We start from the raw sequence: 20,617 nt of genomic DNA on the forward strand, positions 1-20,617 counted from the left end.
GTTGATTGCGATATTAAATCTAAGGTGGTACTATATAGAAGTTGAAGAAATTTTATATATACGAAACACGTTAATTATAGAACGGAGAAAAAGGAGAATTATCTTGCAAAATTTTAAAGAATTAGGGATTTCAGACAAGACGGCTGGAACCCTAGAAGCTATGGGCTTTAAAGAACCGACGCCCATCCAAAATGACAGTATACCTTATGCACTTGAAGGTGTAGATATATTAGGTCAAGCCCAAACAGGTACAGGAAAAACAGGTGCGTTTGGGATTCCATTAATTGAGAAAGTAGTCGATAAAGAGGGTATTCAAGCATTAATTCTAGCCCCTACAAGAGAGCTTGCGATGCAAGTTGCAGAACAGATTCGTGAATTTAGTAAAGGACAAAATGTTCAAGTTGCGACAGTATTCGGTGGTATGCCAATCGATCGCCAAATTAAAACGCTGAAACGTCGTCCTAAAATTGTTGTAGGTACACCAGGCCGTGTTATTGATCATTTAGATCGCCGTACGTTAAAAACGAATGATATCCATACGTTAATCCTAGATGAAGCAGACGAAATGATGAACATGGGCTTCATTGATGATATGCGTTATATTATGAGTAAATTACCTAAAGAACAACGTCAAACGATGTTGTTCTCTGCGACAATGCCTAAAGCGATTCAAGAGCTTGTTCAGAAGTTCATGAAATCACCTAAAATCATTAAGACGATGAATAATGAAATGTCAGATCCTCAGATCGATGAATATTATACAATTGTTAAAGAACTTGAGAAGTTCGAAACATTTACTAATTTCTTAGATGTACATCAACCTGAATTAGCGATTGTGTTCGGTCGTACAAAACGCCGTGTTGATGAATTAACAAGTGCATTATTATCTAAAGGCTATAAAGCTGAAGGTTTACACGGTGATATCACACAAGCTAAGCGTTTAGAAGTGTTAAAGAAATTTAAGAACGACCAAATTGATATTTTAGTTGCTACGGACGTTGCTGCACGTGGATTAGATATTTCAGGTGTGAGTCACGTATACAATTTCGACATTCCTCAAGACTCAGAAAGTTATACGCACCGTATCGGTCGTACAGGTCGTGCTGGTAAAGAGGGTAGCGCGGTAACATTCGTTAACCCAATCGAAATGGATTACATTCGCCAAATTGAAACGGTAAATAAACGTCAAATGCGTGCGCTTCGTCCGCCACACCGTAAGGAAGTATTAAAAGCACGTGAAGACGACATCAAGAACAAAGTACAAACTTGGATTGACAAAGAGAACGAACCACGTTTAGAACAAATTGCGTCACAATTATTAGATCAATATGATCATGAAAACCTTGTAACGTCATTACTTCAAGAGTTAGTTGAGTCTAATGACGAAGTTGAAGTTCAATTAACATTTGAAAAGCCACTTGCGCGTAAGAGCCGTCATCAGAAGAACGCACGTCGTGGTGGTAAACGTAATAATAAGTTCGATAAGAAACGTCGTCCATCTAACAAGCCTTTTAACAAAAAGCCAGCTAAAAAAGAGAAGCGTGAAAGTAAACGTTTAAAAGGTCGTACATTCGCAGACCATAAGAAATAAATGCAGCACGTAATGTGTTAATCATATAGAATATTTTTCAATTATTTAGACGTGAGATAATGTATCAAGTTATCTTGCGTCTTTTTTGTTGAAAGATTTATATAAAGAGTCACGAAATTAAATTCAGAAACTAAAATATATGAGATACATGTTATAATATAACCATCTCAGTACAAGGAGCTTGTTTATGACATTTCAAAGAAGTCCACGTGTAGCTAAGTCATACTATGTGATCAAATCATTCTTATATTTCTTACTCGGTGTGTTGATTTACTTAGGTGTTATATTCCTGAAGCATCAACTAGAGTGGCCTGAGTATGTCTTTTACGTTGCGACTGCTTTATTAATCATTGATTTAATTTTTCTTGGTATCGATTCAATTCGGCATTACGTCTATCATACATATCAATTGGACGCTCAGAATATTTATGTGCGTTCGAATTTATGGTTTCGAAAGTACCAAGTTATGAAACAAGACCGTATCCAGTATATTAAAGTGACGTCAAAGCCTTTGATGCGCTATTTCAAGCTTAGAAAGGTCACAATTTATACAGCGGGTCACGAAGTGAAATTTCCACTAGTTCATCAAGATGAGGCGAAACGCATTCAAGAAGCGACTATCGCATATTTGGAAGGAGTGGATAGTGATGTCTAAGCCAGGTAAATTACATTGGATTTCGTATTTATCTCGATTATTCAAAACAATTAAATCGAATCTCTTCCCGTTCATTTTACTTATGGTACTTAATCCGCAATCATTAAGGCCGGAGGATTGGACAGACTTTATTATCCCTATCGTTTACAGCATCGTAGTACTTGTCTCTTTTATTTACAACGGCTTTAAAGTGTACAAAACGAGATACTGGATTGAGGATTCATATTTTATATTAACTGAGGGTGTGTTGAATAAATCACGCACTGAACTTAATATCAAACGTATTCAATCAATGGATACGACGCAAGACTTGGTTCATCAGATTGTTGGTGGCGTAAGACTATCAATTAAGACACCAAGTGATGGAATCACGTTGGATACGGTTACGAAGTCGCAAAGTCAAGCGATACAAAAGGCTATTCAATCTCAAAAGGACAGTCTAACAGGCGAGGCACCATCGACAGAAATTTCCTCAGAAGAACCTCGCAATGAGGTCAAGCAAACAGAAGTGTACCATTTAAGTCAGAAAGATCTTATTTATATGTCGTTAACTAGCGGTGCAATTGGAGTAGCGTTAGCTGCTTTATCTCCGATTCTGGGAACGCTTTTCAATGTGCTACCAGATGACATGGTTGATAAAGTATTTGAGCAATTTGGCGTACTCGCGCATATATTACCTATCATTCCGCTTCTCATGATTGTCGCTGTAATCATAATTGCGAGTTATGTGCTAGGCTCAATGATTACGTTTGTTAGATATTTTAGGTTTAGGCTACGTCGTGATGACACACACCTCTTTGTGAAGTATGGGCTGTTTAAAGTACGTCAGGTAACCGTCCCATTAGAACGTCTTCAGGCAGTGAAGGTTGAACGCTCATTCATTCGAAGTCTAATGGGGTATACGAGTTTATCATTCGTCATTACATCGGATATGGATATCAATGATGTGAATCAAGATATGAGTAAGGTGCCAATCCTTCCTTTTATTAAGAAGAAGGACATGGAAGTAATTCGTCAATCGCTCGTGCCGAATTATCAATTTAAGGCTGCTAATAGGGGGATGCCAGGAAAGGCACTACCGCGCCGTATAGTAATACCTTTATTATTGGTGATCGTAGTATGTGCTGTTTTACATTATTTTGTGTCACCATGGTTTTGGTTATTAACATTAGTTTTAGGTATATGGATAATATTTCATGCGTTCATATCAAATAAGCATTCAGGTTCAGCCATCGAAGACGATGAAATTACGATTCAAGATGTTAAAGCATTCAGTGTAGAAACAACGTATATCAAGCGCGATAAGATTCTAGAGATGAATCAAATCCAACATCCATTCTTAAAGCGTGCCGGATTAATCAACTATCAATTCTTGATTGCTGATGGCATGGGCTTAAGTACTGCTGGATTGAGATTTGAAGATGCGGATAAAGTTAAGCATTACGAAGCATGGTATTTAAAGCGAGGTGAGCACAATGTATAGCGGTAAGATGGATCGAAATGGAATTAAAGTAATGCGTGTGACATCAGTTATACAGACTTTATTGATGCTCATTGTATTTGGGGGACTACTTAGTCTTCACATCTTTTTAGCACCTTTCTTCTCAACATTAGTCATAGTTTTAATTTCTGTAGCGATAGCACTTTATTTTATAGTGACATTTTTTATAAATCCTAAGTTTCAGTATCACGTCAACTTATATGAAGTGAATCCACGAACGATTCTTTCAAGAAAAGGCTTTATCGAAATTAAAGAAGCTGAAATTCCAACATTTCGAATTCAAAACGTGCATATTAATGAAGGATTTATCATGCGCAAATATGATGTTGCACATATTACATTATCGACAGCAGGCGGCAATACGCAGTTGATTTACCTTAATAAAAAAGAAGCAAAACGTATACAAAATACAATAAAAGGGTATATCAATGACACTAAAGATGAAACGGATGGTAACGAATCGTGATATATGGCATTGGCATAGATCTTGTTGAAATTGATCAAATTAAACAAACCTTAAAGCGTCAAAAACGGTTGCCAGAACGCATATTGTCTGAAGCGGAATTAGAACGCTTTTTAAAGTTTACGAGTGAAAAGCGTCAAGTTGAATTTTTAGCTGGGCGCTTCGCTTGTAAGGAAGCTTTTAGTAAAGCGTATGGTACTGGTATAGGTAAAGAAGTAGCCTTTAAGGACATTCATTGTGAAAATGATGACCGTGGTAAACCGGTCATTAAGTTTAAAGGTTTTAAGGTACATGTTTCGATTACGCATACGAAACATTACGCGATGAGTCAGGTCGTATTAGAAAAATAGTTGTATCTGATTTATAATAGAAATTGAAATATTATGGAGGTGCTTTATTTGTCACAAAAATTTTATAGACCCAATTATTTGAATGTAGATTTGGATGCGATTCATTCAAATTATCAAGCATTGGGACGACTACATCCAAATAAAATTGTGATGCCTGTTGTAAAAGCAAACGCCTATGGATTAGGTAGTGTTGAAGTTGCGAAGCATCTTGTAAATAAAGGCGCCGAATTTATAGCTGTAGCAACACTAGATGAAGCTATAGAACTAAGAATGCACGGTATTAAGTCTAAAATATTAATTCTAGGTGTAATTCCACCTGAATCTATTAATAAAGCGATTCAACATCGCGTTGCGATTACAGTTGCTTCAAAAGAGTGGCTCGAAGAAGCGATCACGCATCTCAATGAAAAGAAGAAAAAGAAATTATGGATGCATATTAAAATTGATTCTGGTATGAATCGTTTAGGTATTAAAGAGCCTGATACATATCATGACGTTATTAAAATGATTAAAAAGAACGACCGATTCATATTTGAAGGTGTCTTTACGCATTTTGCTTGTGCGGATGAAGACGATGATTCAGCGAAGAAGCAATATAAACGCTTTAAGAAAGTCATCGAGCAAGATGAGACGCCAGAATACATTCACGCTCAAAACTCAGCAGGTACTTTACGCTTCGATGCGCCTATTTGTAATGCCGTACGTGTTGGCCTATCACTTTACGGATACTATCCATCTAAATTCATCGAAGAAAATACATCATTACGTTTAAGACCTAGTGCACAATGGGTAGCAGGTGTATTACAAACGAAAGACCTTAAACAGGGTGAACGTGTAAGTTACGGACATACATATGAAGCTGAAGAAGATATGCGTATTGCCATCTTACCAGTTGGCTACGCAGATGGTTACCTAAGATGTATGCAAGGTGCTTATGTCAATATTAATGGTGAACAATGTGAAGTTGTTGGACGCGTTTGTATGGATCAAATTGTAGTGCGCGTTTCAGAAAATGTGAAAGCAGGCGACGAAGCGATACTGCTTGATCATCACGCTAATAATAAGCAATCTGCAGAGCATCTAGCTGACATTCAGAATACGATTAACTACGAAATTCTTTGTAACTTATCACGCAGAATCCCACGGGTTTACCATACTGGTGACACCTTTGAAATTTATAACGAATTGTTAAAATAGTATGGTTTTCGTTTACAAGATTTGTTATTATTAAGTTAAATTGAAGATGAAATGTTCAATGATTCGCTCGATATGGAGGTTAAATTATGTCAGCATTTAATCATAGTAGAAACCATAGCTTAGAACAATCACTTAAGGAAGGTTACGCCCAAATGGCGGATTTAAATCTCTCCCTAGCAACTGAAGCCTTCCCTGTGGAATGTGAAGCATGTGATTGTAATGAATCATATTTGATTCCTGAAAATAAGGATGAATAATGAGAAGAGGCGACGTCTACTTAGCTGATTTATCACCAGTTCAGGGCTCTGAACAAGGGGGAGTAAGGCCTGTTGTAATCATTCAAAATGATACTGGTAATAAATATAGTCCAACAGTTATTGTTGCAGCAATAACAGGTAGAATCAACAAAGCTAAAATTCCCACTCACGTGGAAATTGATAAGGGGAAATACAAGCTTGATAAAGATTCAGTCATCTTACTAGAGCAAATCAGAACAGTCGATAAGAAACGATTAAAGGAAAAATTAACATATCTTTCAGATGAAAAAATGAAAGAAGTTAATAACGCTTTGAGAATCAGCTTAGGATTACACGCTAATCATCATTAATAGGCTTTAGGATATAACCTAAAGCCTTTTTGAATGTTAAGAAAGGAGGGTGTTGATATATGAGTATTCAATTAGTCGATTATTATCATGCGTTATTAGATAATTATTTGAACAATCATCCAGGTTTAAGCATTTATGATGATTGTAAAAAATTCGCAAATAATGTAATACAAGATGATATCCCACCCGAAGAGATTGTTAAATTACATAGAGAATATGTAGATGAGCGTGAATTGAGTGAAACAGACATTAAGCGTAGTTTCGACATTTTACATGAAATTGTAAAATATTTCGGTTATAGTTACCGTGATTATAAAAAGTTAATCGACCGTGTTGAAGTTCATGATAAAGAGGTCGATTTAGCAGCACGTTTACAACAAACGATGCTTAAAACTGAAATTCCGCAGTTTGATAGTATTCAAATCGGTGTGATTTCAGTCGCGGCACAACGTGTAAGCGGGGATTACTTCAACTTAATCGACCATAAAGATGGTACGATGAGTTTCGCTGTTGCGGACGTCATTGGTAAGGGTATTCCAGCGGCGCTAGCCATGAGTATGATTAAGTTCGGAATGGACTCTTATGGTCATTCTCAATTACCAAGTGATGGTCTCAAGCGTTTAAACCGCGTTGTTGAAAAGAACGTTAATACCAATATGTTCGTTACAATGTTTTATGGCTTATATGAAGAAATGAATCACATTTTATACTGTAGTTCAGCTGGACATGAACCTGGTTACATTTTCAGAGCAGAAGACGATGACTTTGAAGAGATTAATGTACGAGGTCGTGTACTAGGAGTTAGTCAGCAGACGAGATACCAGCAAGATGAAATTAAGATACATATTGAAGATATGGTTATCATTTTCACAGATGGTGTTACAGAAATTAGAAAGCCTGATGGCGAATTTATTGATAAGAAGTATTTACTAAATATAATACATGCTTATAAACACATGCATCCTCAAGATATTGTACAGTTGTTATATGAAGAATTACTTACGCTACAAGATCCTGGTAAAAAAGATGATTTAACGATTTTAATAATTAAACGTGTCAATTAATTCATTTTTGATTAATCGATTGATTAAAAGGGTATTTAACGTTTGAAAACAACTTAGGTAGGAGTGTTATTAACATGAACTTAAATATAGATACGAATAAATTTGAAGACCATTATGAAATTTTTGTAGAAGGCGAGCTAGACGTATATACAGCACCACAACTCGAAGAAGTTCTTGTTCCTATGCGACAAGAAGGCGACCGTGATATCCATGTTAATCTTGAAAAGGTAAGCTATATGGATTCCACAGGCCTAGGACTATTTGTAGGAACGTTAAAAGCACTCAATAAAAATGATAAAGAATTATACATTTTAGGTGTATCTGATCGTATCAAACGCTTGTTTGAAATAACAGGTTTGAGTGATTTGATGCATGTTAATGAAGGAACGGAGGTTGATTAGCATGCAACAAAAAGATTTTATTGAAATGAGATTACCAGCATCTGCTGAATACGTGAGCCTAATACGCTTAACGCTTTCAGGCGTATTTTCACGAGCTGGTGCGACATATGATGATATCGAAGATGCAAAAATTGCCGTTAGTGAAGCAGTAACAAATGCTGTAAAACATGCGTATTCAGATGACGTACGAGATGGTACAATTAATCTGTGTTTCGAAATATTTGATGATAAAATTAAAATCATCGTTTCTGACCAAGGCGAAAGCTTTGATTACCAAGAAACGAAGGAAATGCTTGGCCCATATACTGATGATGAAAATATTGATTTCTTACGTGAAGGTGGATTAGGATTATTTCTTATTGAATCTTTAATGGATGAAGTGACGGTTGATAAAGATAGAGGCGTGACAATCAGTATGATAAAGTATATTAGAAAAGAGCAGGTGCGAAATAATGGCGAAAGAGTCGAAATCAGTTAATGAAATAACACCTGAGCAAATAAATGAATGGATTAAACAACATCAACAAGAACGAAATCCTGAGGCGCAAGAGAAATTAGTTAGGCATTATGAAAAGCTAATTGAATCCCTCGCGTACAAATACTCAAAGGGTCAATCTCATCATGAAGATTTAGTTCAGGTCGGAATGGTTGGTTTAATTGGTGCAATTAACCGTTTTGATATATCTTTTGAGAGAAAATTTGAAGCATTTTTAGTACCTACTGTAATTGGTGAAATCAAACGTTATTTACGTGATAAAACTTGGAGTGTACATGTTCCAAGACGTATCAAAGAAATTGGTCCAAGAATTAAAAAAGTAAGTGATGAGCTTACAAATGAACTAGAACGCTCACCATCAATTTCAGAAATCGCACAAAAACTTGAAGTTAGCGATGAAGAAGTACTTGAAGCCATGGAAATGGGTCAAAGTTACAATGCGTTAAGTGTTGACCATTCGATTGAAGCGGATAAAGATGGCTCAACAGTTACCCTACTAGATATCATGGGTAAATCTGATGGTGGTTATGACTTAACTGAAAAGCGTATGATTCTTGAACGCATCCTACCAATTCTATCTGATAGAGAACGTGAAATTATTCAATGCACATTCATTGAAGGACTTAGTCAAAAGGAAACTGGCGAACGTATTGGATTAAGTCAAATGCATGTTTCACGTTTACAACGCATTGCAATCAAAAAATTACAAGAAGCAGCATATAAATAATTGGAATCAGCTAAGGTGACTTAGCTGATTTTTTATATGTGAGGAGACTGTGACAGTCATTTAGCACGCATAATGATTGTGATAAAATGGAGAGTAAGAAAGTGGAGGTCATTATGGATAGTCAATTAATACATACAATCGAACAAAACTACAATTTTACAACGAAACAAATCGAATCAACTTTAAAACTACTTGAAGAAAATAATACGGTACCGTTTATCGCGAGATATCGTAAAGAACAAACAGGTGGTTTAGATGAAGTTGAAATTAAACAAATTGCAGATGATTACCAATACGCCGTGCAACTTCAAAAGCGTAAAGATGAGGTAATTAAAAATATTGACCAACAAGGTTTGCTAACAGACGAACTTAAACAAGATATTTTAAAACAATCGAAACTTCAACGTGTTGAAGATTTATATCGCCCTTATAAGCAAAAGAAAAAGACGCGTGCTACAGAAGCTAAACGTCGCGGATTAGCACCGTTAGCCGAATGGCTTTTAAAAGGGAAAATAAATGAAGCGATTGAAACGAAGGCAAACGCATTCTTAAATGACGAAGTTAAAACGGTTGAAGATGCGATCAAAGGTGCTGAAGATATCATCGCTGAGCAAATTTCTGACACATCTAAGTATCGTCAAAATCTGCTTCAAAATATGTTCAAGCATGGACTTATAACAAGTAAAGTGAAGAAAAATGCTGATGACGAGAAGAAAGTCTATGAAATGTATTACGATTACAGCGAAACGATAAAGAATGTAGCGAACCACCGTATCCTCGCGATGAATCGTGGTGAAAAGGAAAAGGTTCTGAACGTCAAACTTGAAATGGATTTAACACGCTTTCAATCTTTCATTGAGCGAGATGTAATTAAACGAAATCATGAAGCGCCAGAACTCATTCAGGAAGCGATTAAAGATAGTATTAAACGCTTAATTTGGCCGTCAATTGAAAGAGAAGTACGTGGAGATTTAACGAAACGTGCTGAAGAACAAGCGATACACGTGTTTAGTGAGAATTTAAGACACTTACTTTTACAATCACCGTTAAAAGGAAAGCGTATCCTTGGTGTCGATCCTGCCTTTCGTACAGGTTGCAAGTTAGCTGTCATTGACGCGCTTGGGACTTTCGTTGCTAAAAGTGTGATGTATCCACACCCACCAGTTAAGAAGAAGCAAGAAGCAGCGAAGATTCTAACGTCATTCATTAAGGACTACGATATCGATCTCGTTGCAATCGGTAACGGTACAGCGAGTCGTGAAACAGAACAATTCGTAGCTGAAGTAATCAAAGCAGAAAACTTAGATGCTAAGTTCATTATCGTTAATGAAGCGGGTGCGTCAGTTTATTCGGCATCTGAAATTGCACGCCAAGAATTTCCAGACTTTCAAGTTGAAGAGAGAAGTGCCGTTTCAATTGGGCGTCGCGTGTTAGACCCATTAAGTGAACTCGTTAAAATCGATCCTAAATCTATTGGTGTAGGCCAATATCAACATGATGTCAATCAAAAATCATTAACATCAGCGCTTGATTTCGTTGTAGAAACAGCCGTTAACCAAGTTGGCGTTAACGTTAACACAGCCTCAGAGTCACTTCTACAACACGTATCAGGTCTCTCAAAACAAATCGCTAAGAACATTATCGCGTACCGTATTGAAAATGGTTCGATAACGCATCATAAAGAAATCAGTAAAATTAAGCGTTTAGGAAACAAAACCTTTGAACAAAGTATCGGGTTCTTGCGTATTATTGATGGTAAAGAACCGCTAGATAACACATCTATTCACCCTGAAAGTTACGACATCACCTACGCGTTACTCGACAAACTGTCGCTATCAATCGAGGATATCGGTTCAGAAGACATCAAGCAGAAGTTAAGTGATGTGAATGTTGAAGAAATGAGTAACACGCTTGATGTAGGCGTGCCTACTCTTGAAGACATTATTGCCTCTTTAAAGGCACCGAACCGTGATCCACGTGATGCATTCGATACACCAATCCTTAAATCAGATGTGCTGTCATTAGAAGATTTATCTAAAGGCATGAAATTAAGTGGTACCGTTCGCAATGTGGTAGACTTTGGTGCTTTCGTCGACATTGGCGTTAAACAAGATGGACTCGTTCACGTTTCTAAGTTATCTAAGAAATTCGTTAAGTCACCAATGGATATCGTGAGCGTGGGCGATATTGTAGATGTGTGGATTCTTGATATTGATAAGGATAAAGAGAAAGTCGCACTAACAATGGTCGATCCTAATGAATGATCAAGCGTTGCAAACGTTAACTGAGCAACTTTCCTTGCAACTCTTTGAAAAGCCCTTTAAACATAAAGCGTACTTTAACGCTAGGTTACGTACCACAGGAGGTCGATATTTGCTAAAGTCTCACAACATTGAAATCAATCCGAAACAATATCAGGTCTATAAAGAACAAGCTGTTAAAGAGATCGTGCTACATGAATTATGTCATTATCATCTTCATTTAGAAGGTAAGGGGTACCAACATCGAGACCAAGATTTTAAGCAATTATGCAAGAAAGTTGGCGCTAAACGACATTGTAAACCCACTGAAGAATATGAAGACCGTGTTAATTACATTTATCAATGTTTAAATTGTAAACGAACCTTTAAACGTATACGTAAGGTTAATACAAGAAAAATGAGATGCGGCAGGTGTAAAGGAAAACTTATTATAAAGGAACATGTTCATCGATAAGTGATGTGCTTAACGTTAATTCGATGAGCTCTTTTGGAGAACTATATGCATGATGCGTATAGTTCTCTCTTTTTATCCAATCATATAGACTTTTTCTAAAAAAAGTTGAAATGACCTATTGACTTTATATAGACGAGGGTGTAGTATAGATAGCGTCGCAAAAATAATATAGTAAATTAACGACGAAACATTAACGCATTTTTAAAATTATTAATTTAGTGTTGACATTCCGTTAAGAATATATTACAATAAGTTGTGTTGCAGTTAAGAAAACAAACGACGTAAGCGGTCGTGGCGGAATGGCAGACGCGCTAGGTTGAGGGCCTAGTGGGAGAGATCCCGTGGAGGTTCAAGTCCTCTCGGCCGCACCAAATAAATTTCATAAATGCGGGTGTAGTTTAATGGCAAAACCTCAGCCTTCCAAGCTGATGTTGTGGGTTCGATTCCCATCACCCGCTCCATTTAGATATACTAAGAACATTGAAAACTGAATGACAATATGTCAACGTTAATTCTTGATAAACGTTGTTGTGACAGATAGTCACACAACAAACCAAGCAATCAATTGCTTAAATTTTAGAGTCAATCAAACAAACATTTTTATGGAGAGTTTGATCCTGGCTCAGGATGAACGCTGGCGGCGTGCCTAATACATGCAAGTCGAGCGAACTGACGAGGAGCTTGCTCCTTTGACGTTAGCGGCGGACGGGTGAGTAACACGTGGGTAACCTACCTATAAGACTGGAATAACTCCGGGAAACCGGGGCTAATGCCGGATAACATGTTGAACCGCATGGTTCAACATTGAAAGGCGGTTTTGCTGTCACTTATAGATGGACCTGCGCCGTATTAGCTAGTTGGTGAGGTAATGGCTTACCAAGGCGACGATACGTAGCCGACCTGAGAGGGTGATCGGCCACACTGGAACTGAGACACGGTCCAGACTCCTACGGGAGGCAGCAGTAGGGAATCTTCCGCAATGGACGAAAGTCTGACGGAGCAACGCCGCGTGAGTGATGAAGGTTTTCGGATCGTAAAGCTCTGTTATTAGGGAAGAACAAGTGCGTAGGTAACTATGCGCACCTTGACGGTACCTAATCAGAAAGCCACGGCTAACTACGTGCCAGCAGCCGCGGTAATACGTAGGTGGCAAGCGTTATCCGGAATTATTGGGCGTAAAGCGCGCGTAGGCGGTTTCTTAAGTCTGATGTGAAAGCCCACGGCTCAACCGTGGATGGTCATTGGAAACTGGGGAACTTGAGTGCAGAAGAGGAAAGTGGAATTCCATGTGTAGCGGTGAAATGCGCAGAGATATGGAGGAACACCAGTGGCGAAGGCGACTTTCTGGTCTGTAACTGACGCTGATGTGCGAAAGCGTGGGGATCAAACAGGATTAGATACCCTGGTAGTCCACGCCGTAAACGATGAGTGCTAAGTGTTAGGGGGTTTCCGCCCCTTAGTGCTGCAGCTAACGCATTAAGCACTCCGCCTGGGGAGTACGATCGCAAGATTGAAACTCAAAGGAATTGACGGGGACCCGCACAAGCGGTGGAGCATGTGGTTTAATTCGAAGCAACGCGAAGAACCTTACCAAATCTTGACATCCTTTGATCGCTCTAGAGATAGAGTTTTCCCCTTCGGGGGACAAAGTGACAGGTGGTGCATGGTTGTCGTCAGCTCGTGTCGTGAGATGTTGGGTTAAGTCCCGCAACGAGCGCAACCCTTAAGCTTAGTTGCCATCATTAAGTTGGGCACTCTAAGTTGACTGCCGGTGACAAACCGGAGGAAGGTGGGGATGACGTCAAATCATCATGCCCCTTATGATTTGGGCTACACACGTGCTACAATGGACGGTACAAAGGGTCGCTAAACCGCGAGGTCAAGCAAATCCCATAAAGCCGTTCTCAGTTCGGATTGTAGTCTGCAACTCGACTACATGAAGCTGGAATCGCTAGTAATCGTAGATCAGCATGCTACGGTGAATACGTTCCCGGGTCTTGTACACACCGCCCGTCACACCACGAGAGTTTGTAACACCCGAAGCCGGTGGAGTAACCTTTGGAGCTAGCCGTCGAAGGTGGGACAAATGATTGGGGTGAAGTCGTAACAAGGTAGCCGTATCGGAAGGTGCGGCTGGATCACCTCCTTTCTAAGGATATAACGGAACAACTTCTAAGAAGTTGAAATATAAACAAGAAAGCGTGACATATTGTATTCAGTTTTGAATGTTTTTAGAACATTCAAGTTGTACATTGAAAACTAGATAAGTAAGTAAAATAGATTTTACCAAGCAAAACCGAGTGAATAAGAGTTTAATTAAGCTTGAATTCAAAAAATAATCGCTAGTTATTGACCGATGGTCAGTAACACACATGATTAATAACAGATTAAGTTATTAAGGGCGCACGGTGGATGCCTTGGCACTAGAAGCCGATGAAGGACGTTACTAACGACGATATGCTTTGGGGAGCTGTAAGTAAGCTGTGATCCAGAGATTTCCGAATGGGGGAACCCAGCACAAGTTATGTTGTGTTATCGACATGTGAATTCATAGCATGTCAGAAGGCAGACCCGGAGAACTGAAACATCTTAGTACCCGGAGGAAGAGAAAGAAAAATCGATTCCCTGAGTAGCGGCGAGCGAAACGGGAAGAGCCCAAACCAATAGGCTTGCCTATTGGGGTTGTAGGACACTCTATACGGAGTTACAAAGGAAAATGTTAGACGAATCATCTGGAAAGATGAATCAAAGAAGGTAATAATCCTGTAGTCGAAAATGTTTTCTCTCTTGAGTGGATCCTGAGTACGACGGAGCACGTGAAATTCCGTCGGAATCTAGGAGGACCATCTCCTAAGGCTAAATACTCTCTAGTGACCGATAGTGAACCAGTACCGTGAGGGAAAGGTGAAAAGTACCCCGGAAGGGGAGTGAAAGAGAACTTGAAACCGTGTGCTTACAAATAGTCAGAGCCCGTTAATGGGTGATGGCGTGCCTTTTGTAGAATGAACCGGCGAGTTACGATCTGATGCAAGGTTAAGCAGCAAATGTGGAGCCGTAGCGAAAGCGAGTCTGAATAGGGCGAGATAGTATTTGGTCGTAGACCCGAAACCAGGTGATCTACCCATGGCCAGGCTGAAGTTCAGGTAACACTGAATGGAGGGCCGAACCGACTTACGTTGAAAAGTGAGCGGATGAGCTGTGGGTAGCGGAGAAATTCCAATCGAACTTGGAGATAGCTGGTTCTCTCCGAAATAGCTTTAGGGCTAGCCTCAAGTGATGATTATTGGAGGTAGAGCACTGTTTGGACGAGGGGCCCCTCTCGGGTTACCGAATTCAGACAAACTCCGAATGCCAAATAATTTAACTTGGGAGTCAGAACGTGGGTGATAAGGTCCATGTTCGAAAGGGAAAGAGCCCAGACCACCAGCTAAGGTCCCAAAATATATGTTAAGTGGAAAAGGATGTGGCGTTGCCCAGACAACTAGGATGTTGGCTTAGAAGCAGCCATCATTTAAAGAGTGCGTAATAGCTCACTAGTCGAGTGACACTGCGCCGAAAATGTACCGGGGCTAAACATATTACCGAAGCTGTGGATTGTCCTTCGGACAATGGTAGGAGAGCGTTCTAAGGGCGGTGAAGCATGATCGCAAGGACATGTGGAGCGCTTAGAAGTGAGAATGCCGGTGTGAGTAGCGAAAGACGGGTGAGAATCCCGTCCACCGATTGACTAAGGTTTCCAGAGGAAGGCTCGTCCGCTCTGGGTTAGTCGGGTCCTAAGCTGAGGCCGACAGGCGTAGGCGATGGATAACAGGTTGATATTCCTGTACCACCTATTATCGTTTTAAGCGATGGGGGGACGCAGTAGGATAGGCGAAGCGTGCTGTTGGAGTGCACGTCCAAGCAGTAAGACTGAGTGTTAGGCAAATCCGGCACTCATAAGGTTGAGCTGTGATGGGGAGAGGAAATACGTTTCCTCGAGTCGTTGATTTCACACTGCCAAGAAAAGCCTCTAGCTAGATACTTGGTGCCCGTACCGCAAACCGACACAGGTAGTCAAGATGAGAATTCTAAGGTGAGCGAGCGAACTCTCGTTAAGGAACTCGGCAAAATGACCCCGTAACTTCGGGAGAAGGGGTGCTCTTTGGGGTGTATGCCCGGAAGAGCCGCAGTGAATAGGCCCAAGCGACTGTTTATCAAAAACACAGGTCTCTGCTAAACCGTAAGGTGATGTATAGGGGCTGACGCCTGCCCGGTGCTGGAAGGTTAAGAGGAGTGGTTAGCTTCTGCGAAGCCACGAATCGAAGCCCCAGTAAACGGCGGCCGTAACTATAACGGTCCTAAGGTAGCGAAATTCCTTGTCGGGTAAGTTCCGACCCGCACGAAAGGCGTAACGATTTGGGCACTGTCTCAACGAGAGACTCGGTGAAATCATAGTACCTGTGAAGATGCAGGTTACCCGCGACAGGACGGAAAGACCCCGTGGAGCTTTACTGTAGCCTGATATTGAAATTCGGCACAGCTTGTACAGGATAGGTAGGAGCCTTAGAAACGTGAGCGCTAGCTTACGTGGAGGCGTTGGTGGGATACTACCCTAGCTGTGTTGGCTTTCTAACCCGCACCATTTATCATGGTGGGAGACAGTGTCAGGCGGGCAGTTTGACTGGGGCGGTCGCCTCCCAAAGTGTAACGGAGGCGCTCAAAGGTTCCCTCAGAATGGTTGGAAATCATTCATAGAGTGTAAAGGCATAAGGGAGCTTGACTGCGAGACCTACAAGTCGAGCAGGGTCGAAAGACGGACTTAGTGATCCGGTGGTTCCGCATGGAAGGGCCATCGCTCAACGGATAAAAGCTACCCCGGGGATAACAGGCTTATCTCCCCCAAGAGTTCACATCGACGGGGAGGTTTGGCACCTCGATGTCGGCTCATCGCATCCTGGGGCTGTAGTCGGTCCCAAGGGTTGGGCTGTTCGCCCATTAAAGCGGTACGCGAGCTGGGTTCAGAACGTCGTGAGACAGTTCGGTCCCTATCCGTCGTGGGCGTAGGAAATTTGAGAGGAGCTGTCCTTAGTACGAGAGGACCGGGATGGACATACCTCTGGTGTACCAGTTGTCGTGCCAACGGCATAGCTGGGTAGCTATGTATGGACGGGATAAGTGCTGAAAGCATCTAAGCATGAAGCCCCCCTCAAGATGAGATTTCCCAACTTCGGTTATAAGATCCCTCAAAGATGATGAGGTTAATAGGTTCGAGGTGGAAGCGTAGCGATACGTGGAGCTGACGAATACTAATCGATCGAAGACTTAATCAATTTTAAATGTTTTGTCTTGGTTCTATCATTTACTTACTATCTAGTTTTGAATGTATAATCTACATTCATTAACTTTTGAAGCTTTTTAATGAACACTTCTCATAAGTTAAAAATAGTTTGGTGACAATAGCAAAGAGGCCACACCTGTTCCCATGCCGAACACAGAAGTTAAGCTCTTTAGCGCCGATGGTAGTCGGACTTACGTTCCGCAAGAGTAGGACGTTGCCAAGCACTTGAGACTGAAACCTTTTGGTTTCAGTCTTTTTTTATGCACGAAAAAAACCTACGCGACTTCACGTAGGTTAGATTATGATTTAAATCAGTAACGAATATAGCATTTTGTTTTCATTAATATAAATGTTTCGATTATCAAACGCATTTACATTTTCAAGTAGCTGTTCTAAATCATTGTGGTCTTTTAACTGGATACCAATGATAACAGTACCCGTATTTTGAGATGACTTCTTAAGGTATTCAAATTTAGTGATATCATCTTTAGGTCCTAAAACATCATTAACAAATTGTCTTAACGCACCAGGGCGTTGAGGGAAGTTTAGAATGAAGTAGTGTTTCATTTCTTCATATAATAACGAACGTTCCTCAATTTCTTTCATACGGTTGATATCATTATTACCACCACTGATAATACATACCACGTTTTTACCTTTAATTTGATCTTTATATTGTTCAAGTGCTGATACGGATAGGGCACCAGCTGGTTCAGCTACAATAGCTAGTTTTGAATACATATCTAGAATTGTTGAACACACTGCACCTTCGTCGACTTGAATATAATCATGAATCACTTTCTGAGCAATATTAAATGTAATATCACCAACACGTCCAACTGAAGCGCCATCAACAAATTTATCAAGGCTTTCTAAGGTAACAACTTCTCCTTTTTGTATTGAAGCATGCATACTTGCAGCACCTAAAGGCTCGACACCAATCACGTTGGTCTTAGGAGACTTTTCATGGAAGTAAGTCCCTACACCTGATATTAAACCGCCACCGCCAATAGCTGAGAAAAGGTAGTCGAATTCTACATCAAGTGATTGAGATTGTTCTAAGATTTCTTTAGCGACTGTACCTTGTCCAGCAATCGTGTTGACGTTGTTGAAAGGATCGATAAAGTTCATATCATGTGCTTTCGTGTAGGCTAACGCTTCTTGTAAACATGCGTCGAACGTATCTCCAGTCAGTACGATTTCAACATTATCTCCACCAAAGAATTGAACTTGTGAAATCTTCTGATTAGGTGTTGTAACAGGCATGAAGATGACCGCTTTTAAATCCATTTCTTTTGCTGTAAAAGCGACACCCTGCGCATGGTTACCAGCGCTCGCACATGTAATACCGAGTTGTTGCGCTTCTTTAGATAGGGCGTTAATCGCGTTAAAAGCGCCTCTTAGTTTAAACGAACGTACCCATTGAAGGTCTTCTCTTTTTAAATAAACGTTACAATCATATTTGAGAGATAGATAATGATCACGTTCTAAAGGGGTACGTTTAGCTACATTTTCTAATGATAAAAATGCTTCATCTATTTCTCTTGCTGTAACACTTGTCGTGTTGGTCATACTATTCACTCCTCTAGTTATTCTTTTCGTAGTTTTCAATTAATGATTCATATTGTAACGTAATGGCGATATCATCAAGGCCATTTACGAGTTTATTCTTCCAAGTTTCATCGATTTCAAATTCGAAGGTTTGCTCAGGGCTTTTCACAACTTGGTTAGGTAAATCAATGGTAATTTCATCAAATGTTGCTAAATGTGTACGCGCTGCCTTCGGTAAACGTATCGGTAAGAGCGCGTTCTTTGTGCAATTCATGTAAAAGATGTCGCTATAGCTTTCGGCAATAATAACTTTGAAACCATAGTCTTTCAGTGCCCAAGCGGCATGTTCACGGCTAGAACCACAACCGAAATTATCGCCTGTAATTAAAATTGAGGCGTCTTTGTATTGTGGCTGGTTTAAAGTGAAGTCAGGATTGTCAGACCCATCATCTAGGTAACGCCATTCATCAAACAAGAAGGGACCAAAGCCTGTTTTTGTAACACGTTTTAAATGAACTTTAGGTATGATTTGGTCGGTATCGATATTGTCATGAAAAAGTGGCACTGGTTTACCTTTAATAACTTCAATTGGTTTAATTTCCATTTACTTAACCACCTTTCTAACGTCTACAAAGTGACCGTTAATTGCGGCAGCCGCTGCCATAGCAGGGGAAACAAGATGTGTTCTTGCACCTTTACCTTGTCTGCCTTCAAAGTTACGGTTACTTGTTGAAGCACAATGGACACCGCTCGGCACTTGGTCTGGGTTCATACCTAAACACATAGAACATCCAGGTTCACGCCATTCAAAGCCGGCATCTTTAAAGATTTGATCAAGACCTAAAGACTCGGCTTCAAGTTTAACGGTCCTCGATCCAGGTACGACAATTGCAGTAATGTCAGGGTGCACCTGATGACCTTTCACGATTTCACTAGCTTCTTTTAAATCAGAAAGTCGCGCATTCGTACACGAACCTAGGAAGACATATCCAAGTTTAATGTCTTCAGCATACTGACCTGGTTTAAGTCCCATGTAGTTATATGCGCGTTCATCGTTGACGTCTTTGATTTCTGGAAAAGGCGTGTAGAAACTTACGCCCATCTCTGGACTTGTACCCCAAGTTACTTGAGGTTCAAGTTCTGATACATCAAGTGTGATGACTTTATCAAACGTAGCATCTTCATCGCTGTATAACGTTTTCCATTCATCGATTTTAGCTTCAATGTCCTGACTGTAAGGACGATTCTTTACATATTCAAAGGTCTTTTCATCAGGGGCCATCATACCGAACTTAGCACCCGCTTCAATCGCCATATTACAAATCGTCATGCGACCTTCCATGCTTAAGTTACGAATGGTTTCACCTGTAAACTCGAGGGCATAACCTGTACCGAAATCAACACCATGCTGACTGATCAGATGTAAAATAATATCTTTCGCATAAATACCTTTAGGAAGGGTACCTGTTACTTCAATCTTTAAATTCTTAGGCTTTGTCTGCCAAAGTGTTTGCGTTGCGAATACATGTTCAACTTCACTTGTGCCAATTCCAAATGCGATTGCCCCGAAAGCACCGTGAGTTGCCGTATGTGAATCACCACATACGATTGTTTTACCGGGCTGCGTTAGACCTGTTTCTGGTCCAACCATATGCACAATGCCTTGTTCTTTAGACCCGACATCAAATAATGTTACGCCGAAGTCTTTACAGTTTTGTTGAAGTGTCGTGATTTGTTTATTCGCAATCTCATCTTTAATGTTATAGATGTCCACTGTAGGAACGTTATGATCTAATGTAGCAAACGTTAAATCTGGACGTCTGAGCTGCCTTTTTTGGATTCTTAATCCTTCAAAAGCTTGAGGAGACGTGACTTCATGGATTAAGTGTAAATCGATATATAAAAGTTCAGGTTCTCCTTTTTTACCTGTGATAACATGTTTATCCCAAACTTTATCAAATAGTGTTTGAGCCATCGTCATT

Annotated in this window: 17 protein-coding genes, 2 tRNA genes and 3 rRNA genes; 19 read left to right on the forward strand and 3 right to left on the reverse strand. The window is 40.0% G+C overall.

What is annotated here, in order from left to right:
• The first annotated feature begins 103 nt into the window (after nt 1-103).
• From cshA to rrf, 19 genes are all read left to right on the forward strand, one after another.
• The gene (gene cshA / locus ACF3N8_RS05480; RefSeq protein WP_238102158.1) at nt 104-1,591 is read left to right on the forward strand and encodes a degradosome RNA helicase CshA; all 1,488 of its coding nucleotides are present in this window, start codon (nt 104-106) and stop codon (nt 1,589-1,591) included.
• 187 nt (nt 1,592-1,778) lie between these two features.
• The gene (locus ACF3N8_RS05485; protein ID WP_392450390.1) at nt 1,779-2,246 is read left to right on the forward strand and encodes a PH domain-containing protein; all 468 of its coding nucleotides are present in this window, start codon (nt 1,779-1,781) and stop codon (nt 2,244-2,246) included.
• Nucleotides 2,239-3,729, forward strand: a complete 1,491-nt coding sequence (locus ACF3N8_RS05490) for a PH domain-containing protein (RefSeq protein WP_392450392.1) — start codon at nt 2,239-2,241, stop codon at nt 3,727-3,729. Before ACF3N8_RS05485 ends, ACF3N8_RS05490 begins: the two co-directional genes overlap by 8 nt.
• A complete protein-coding gene (locus tag ACF3N8_RS05495) occupies nt 3,722-4,213 on the forward strand; it encodes a PH domain-containing protein (protein WP_009383897.1) in 492 nt (163 codons plus the stop codon). The genes ACF3N8_RS05490 and ACF3N8_RS05495 overlap by 8 nt, the downstream gene beginning before the upstream one ends.
• Complete coding sequence (gene acpS / locus ACF3N8_RS05500; RefSeq protein WP_009383896.1) at nt 4,210-4,560, forward strand: holo-ACP synthase; 351 nt, start codon at nt 4,210-4,212, stop codon at nt 4,558-4,560. Before ACF3N8_RS05495 ends, acpS begins: the two co-directional genes overlap by 4 nt.
• 48 nt (nt 4,561-4,608) lie before the next feature.
• The gene (alr, locus tag ACF3N8_RS05505; protein WP_238094255.1) at nt 4,609-5,757 is read left to right on the forward strand and encodes an alanine racemase; all 1,149 of its coding nucleotides are present in this window, start codon (nt 4,609-4,611) and stop codon (nt 5,755-5,757) included.
• Nucleotides 5,758-5,843: 86 nt separating this feature from the next.
• Nucleotides 5,844-6,014: a type II toxin-antitoxin system antitoxin MazE gene (gene mazE / locus ACF3N8_RS05510; RefSeq protein ID WP_009383894.1), complete on the forward strand. Its 171-nt coding sequence runs from the start codon at nt 5,844-5,846 to the stop codon at nt 6,012-6,014.
• Entirely contained in the window at nt 6,011-6,364 is a 354-nt protein-coding gene (locus ACF3N8_RS05515; protein WP_193765466.1) for a type II toxin-antitoxin system PemK/MazF family toxin, read from the forward strand. The genes mazE and ACF3N8_RS05515 overlap by 4 nt, the downstream gene beginning before the upstream one ends.
• A 59-nt stretch (nt 6,365-6,423) precedes the next feature.
• Nucleotides 6,424-7,428: a PP2C family protein-serine/threonine phosphatase gene (locus ACF3N8_RS05520; protein WP_009383892.1), complete on the forward strand. Its 1,005-nt coding sequence runs from the start codon at nt 6,424-6,426 to the stop codon at nt 7,426-7,428.
• A 74-nt stretch (nt 7,429-7,502) separates the two neighbouring features.
• Nucleotides 7,503-7,829 (forward strand): anti-sigma factor antagonist, encoded by a 327-nt coding sequence (locus tag ACF3N8_RS05525; protein WP_009383891.1) that lies wholly within the window; start codon nt 7,503-7,505, stop codon nt 7,827-7,829.
• A gap of 1 nt (nt 7,830) precedes the next feature.
• The gene (rsbW, locus tag ACF3N8_RS05530; protein ID WP_009383890.1) at nt 7,831-8,307 is read left to right on the forward strand and encodes an anti-sigma B factor RsbW; all 477 of its coding nucleotides are present in this window, start codon (nt 7,831-7,833) and stop codon (nt 8,305-8,307) included.
• Nucleotides 8,282-9,052 carry an RNA polymerase sigma factor SigB gene (sigB, locus tag ACF3N8_RS05535; RefSeq protein WP_009383889.1) on the forward strand — a complete coding sequence of 257 codons (771 nt, stop codon included), beginning with the start codon at nt 8,282-8,284 and terminating at the stop codon, nt 9,050-9,052. Before rsbW ends, sigB begins: the two co-directional genes overlap by 26 nt.
• 113 nt (nt 9,053-9,165) lie before the next feature.
• Nucleotides 9,166-11,316 (forward strand): Tex family protein, encoded by a 2,151-nt coding sequence (locus tag ACF3N8_RS05540; RefSeq protein WP_009383888.1) that lies wholly within the window; start codon nt 9,166-9,168, stop codon nt 11,314-11,316.
• Nucleotides 11,309-11,767 (forward strand): SprT family protein, encoded by a 459-nt coding sequence (locus tag ACF3N8_RS05545; protein WP_026049021.1) that lies wholly within the window; start codon nt 11,309-11,311, stop codon nt 11,765-11,767. The genes ACF3N8_RS05540 and ACF3N8_RS05545 overlap by 8 nt, the downstream gene beginning before the upstream one ends.
• Nucleotides 11,768-12,052: 285 nt before the next feature.
• Nucleotides 12,053-12,138 (forward strand) — tRNA-Leu (locus tag ACF3N8_RS05550).
• Between the two features lie 16 nt (nt 12,139-12,154).
• Nucleotides 12,155-12,228 (forward strand) — tRNA-Gly (locus ACF3N8_RS05555).
• Between the two features lie 138 nt (nt 12,229-12,366).
• Nucleotides 12,367-13,916, forward strand: a 16S ribosomal RNA gene (locus ACF3N8_RS05560).
• Nucleotides 13,917-14,152: 236 nt separating this feature from the next.
• Nucleotides 14,153-17,076: ribosomal RNA gene (locus ACF3N8_RS05565) — 23S ribosomal RNA — on the forward strand.
• Between the two features lie 116 nt (nt 17,077-17,192).
• Nucleotides 17,193-17,307, forward strand: a 5S ribosomal RNA gene (gene rrf / locus ACF3N8_RS05570).
• Together the 16S, 23S and 5S rRNA genes with 2 tRNA genes alongside form the textbook arrangement of a ribosomal RNA operon.
• Before the next feature lie 83 nt (nt 17,308-17,390).
• Here the strand turns inward: rrf and ilvA are convergent.
• Genes ilvA through leuC form a run of 3 tightly spaced genes read right to left on the reverse strand, consistent with a single transcriptional unit; the run spans nt 17,391 to nt 20,610 of the window.
• Nucleotides 17,391-18,656 carry a threonine ammonia-lyase IlvA gene (gene ilvA / locus ACF3N8_RS05575; RefSeq protein ID WP_238102080.1) on the reverse strand — a complete coding sequence of 422 codons (1,266 nt, stop codon included), beginning with the start codon at nt 18,654-18,656 and terminating at the stop codon, nt 17,391-17,393.
• Between the two features lie 13 nt (nt 18,657-18,669).
• Nucleotides 18,670-19,239, reverse strand: a complete 570-nt coding sequence (gene leuD / locus ACF3N8_RS05580; RefSeq protein ID WP_238101011.1) for a 3-isopropylmalate dehydratase small subunit — start codon at nt 19,237-19,239, stop codon at nt 18,670-18,672.
• Nucleotides 19,240-20,610 carry a 3-isopropylmalate dehydratase large subunit gene (leuC, locus tag ACF3N8_RS05585; protein WP_238101012.1) on the reverse strand — a complete coding sequence of 457 codons (1,371 nt, stop codon included), beginning with the start codon at nt 20,608-20,610 and terminating at the stop codon, nt 19,240-19,242.
• Nucleotides 20,611-20,617 lie beyond the last annotated feature (7 nt).

Origin of the sequence: Staphylococcus massiliensis (assembly GCF_043186315.1) — a bacterium.
In the GTDB taxonomy this organism is placed as follows: Bacteria; Bacillota; Bacilli; order Staphylococcales; family Staphylococcaceae; genus Staphylococcus; species Staphylococcus massiliensis.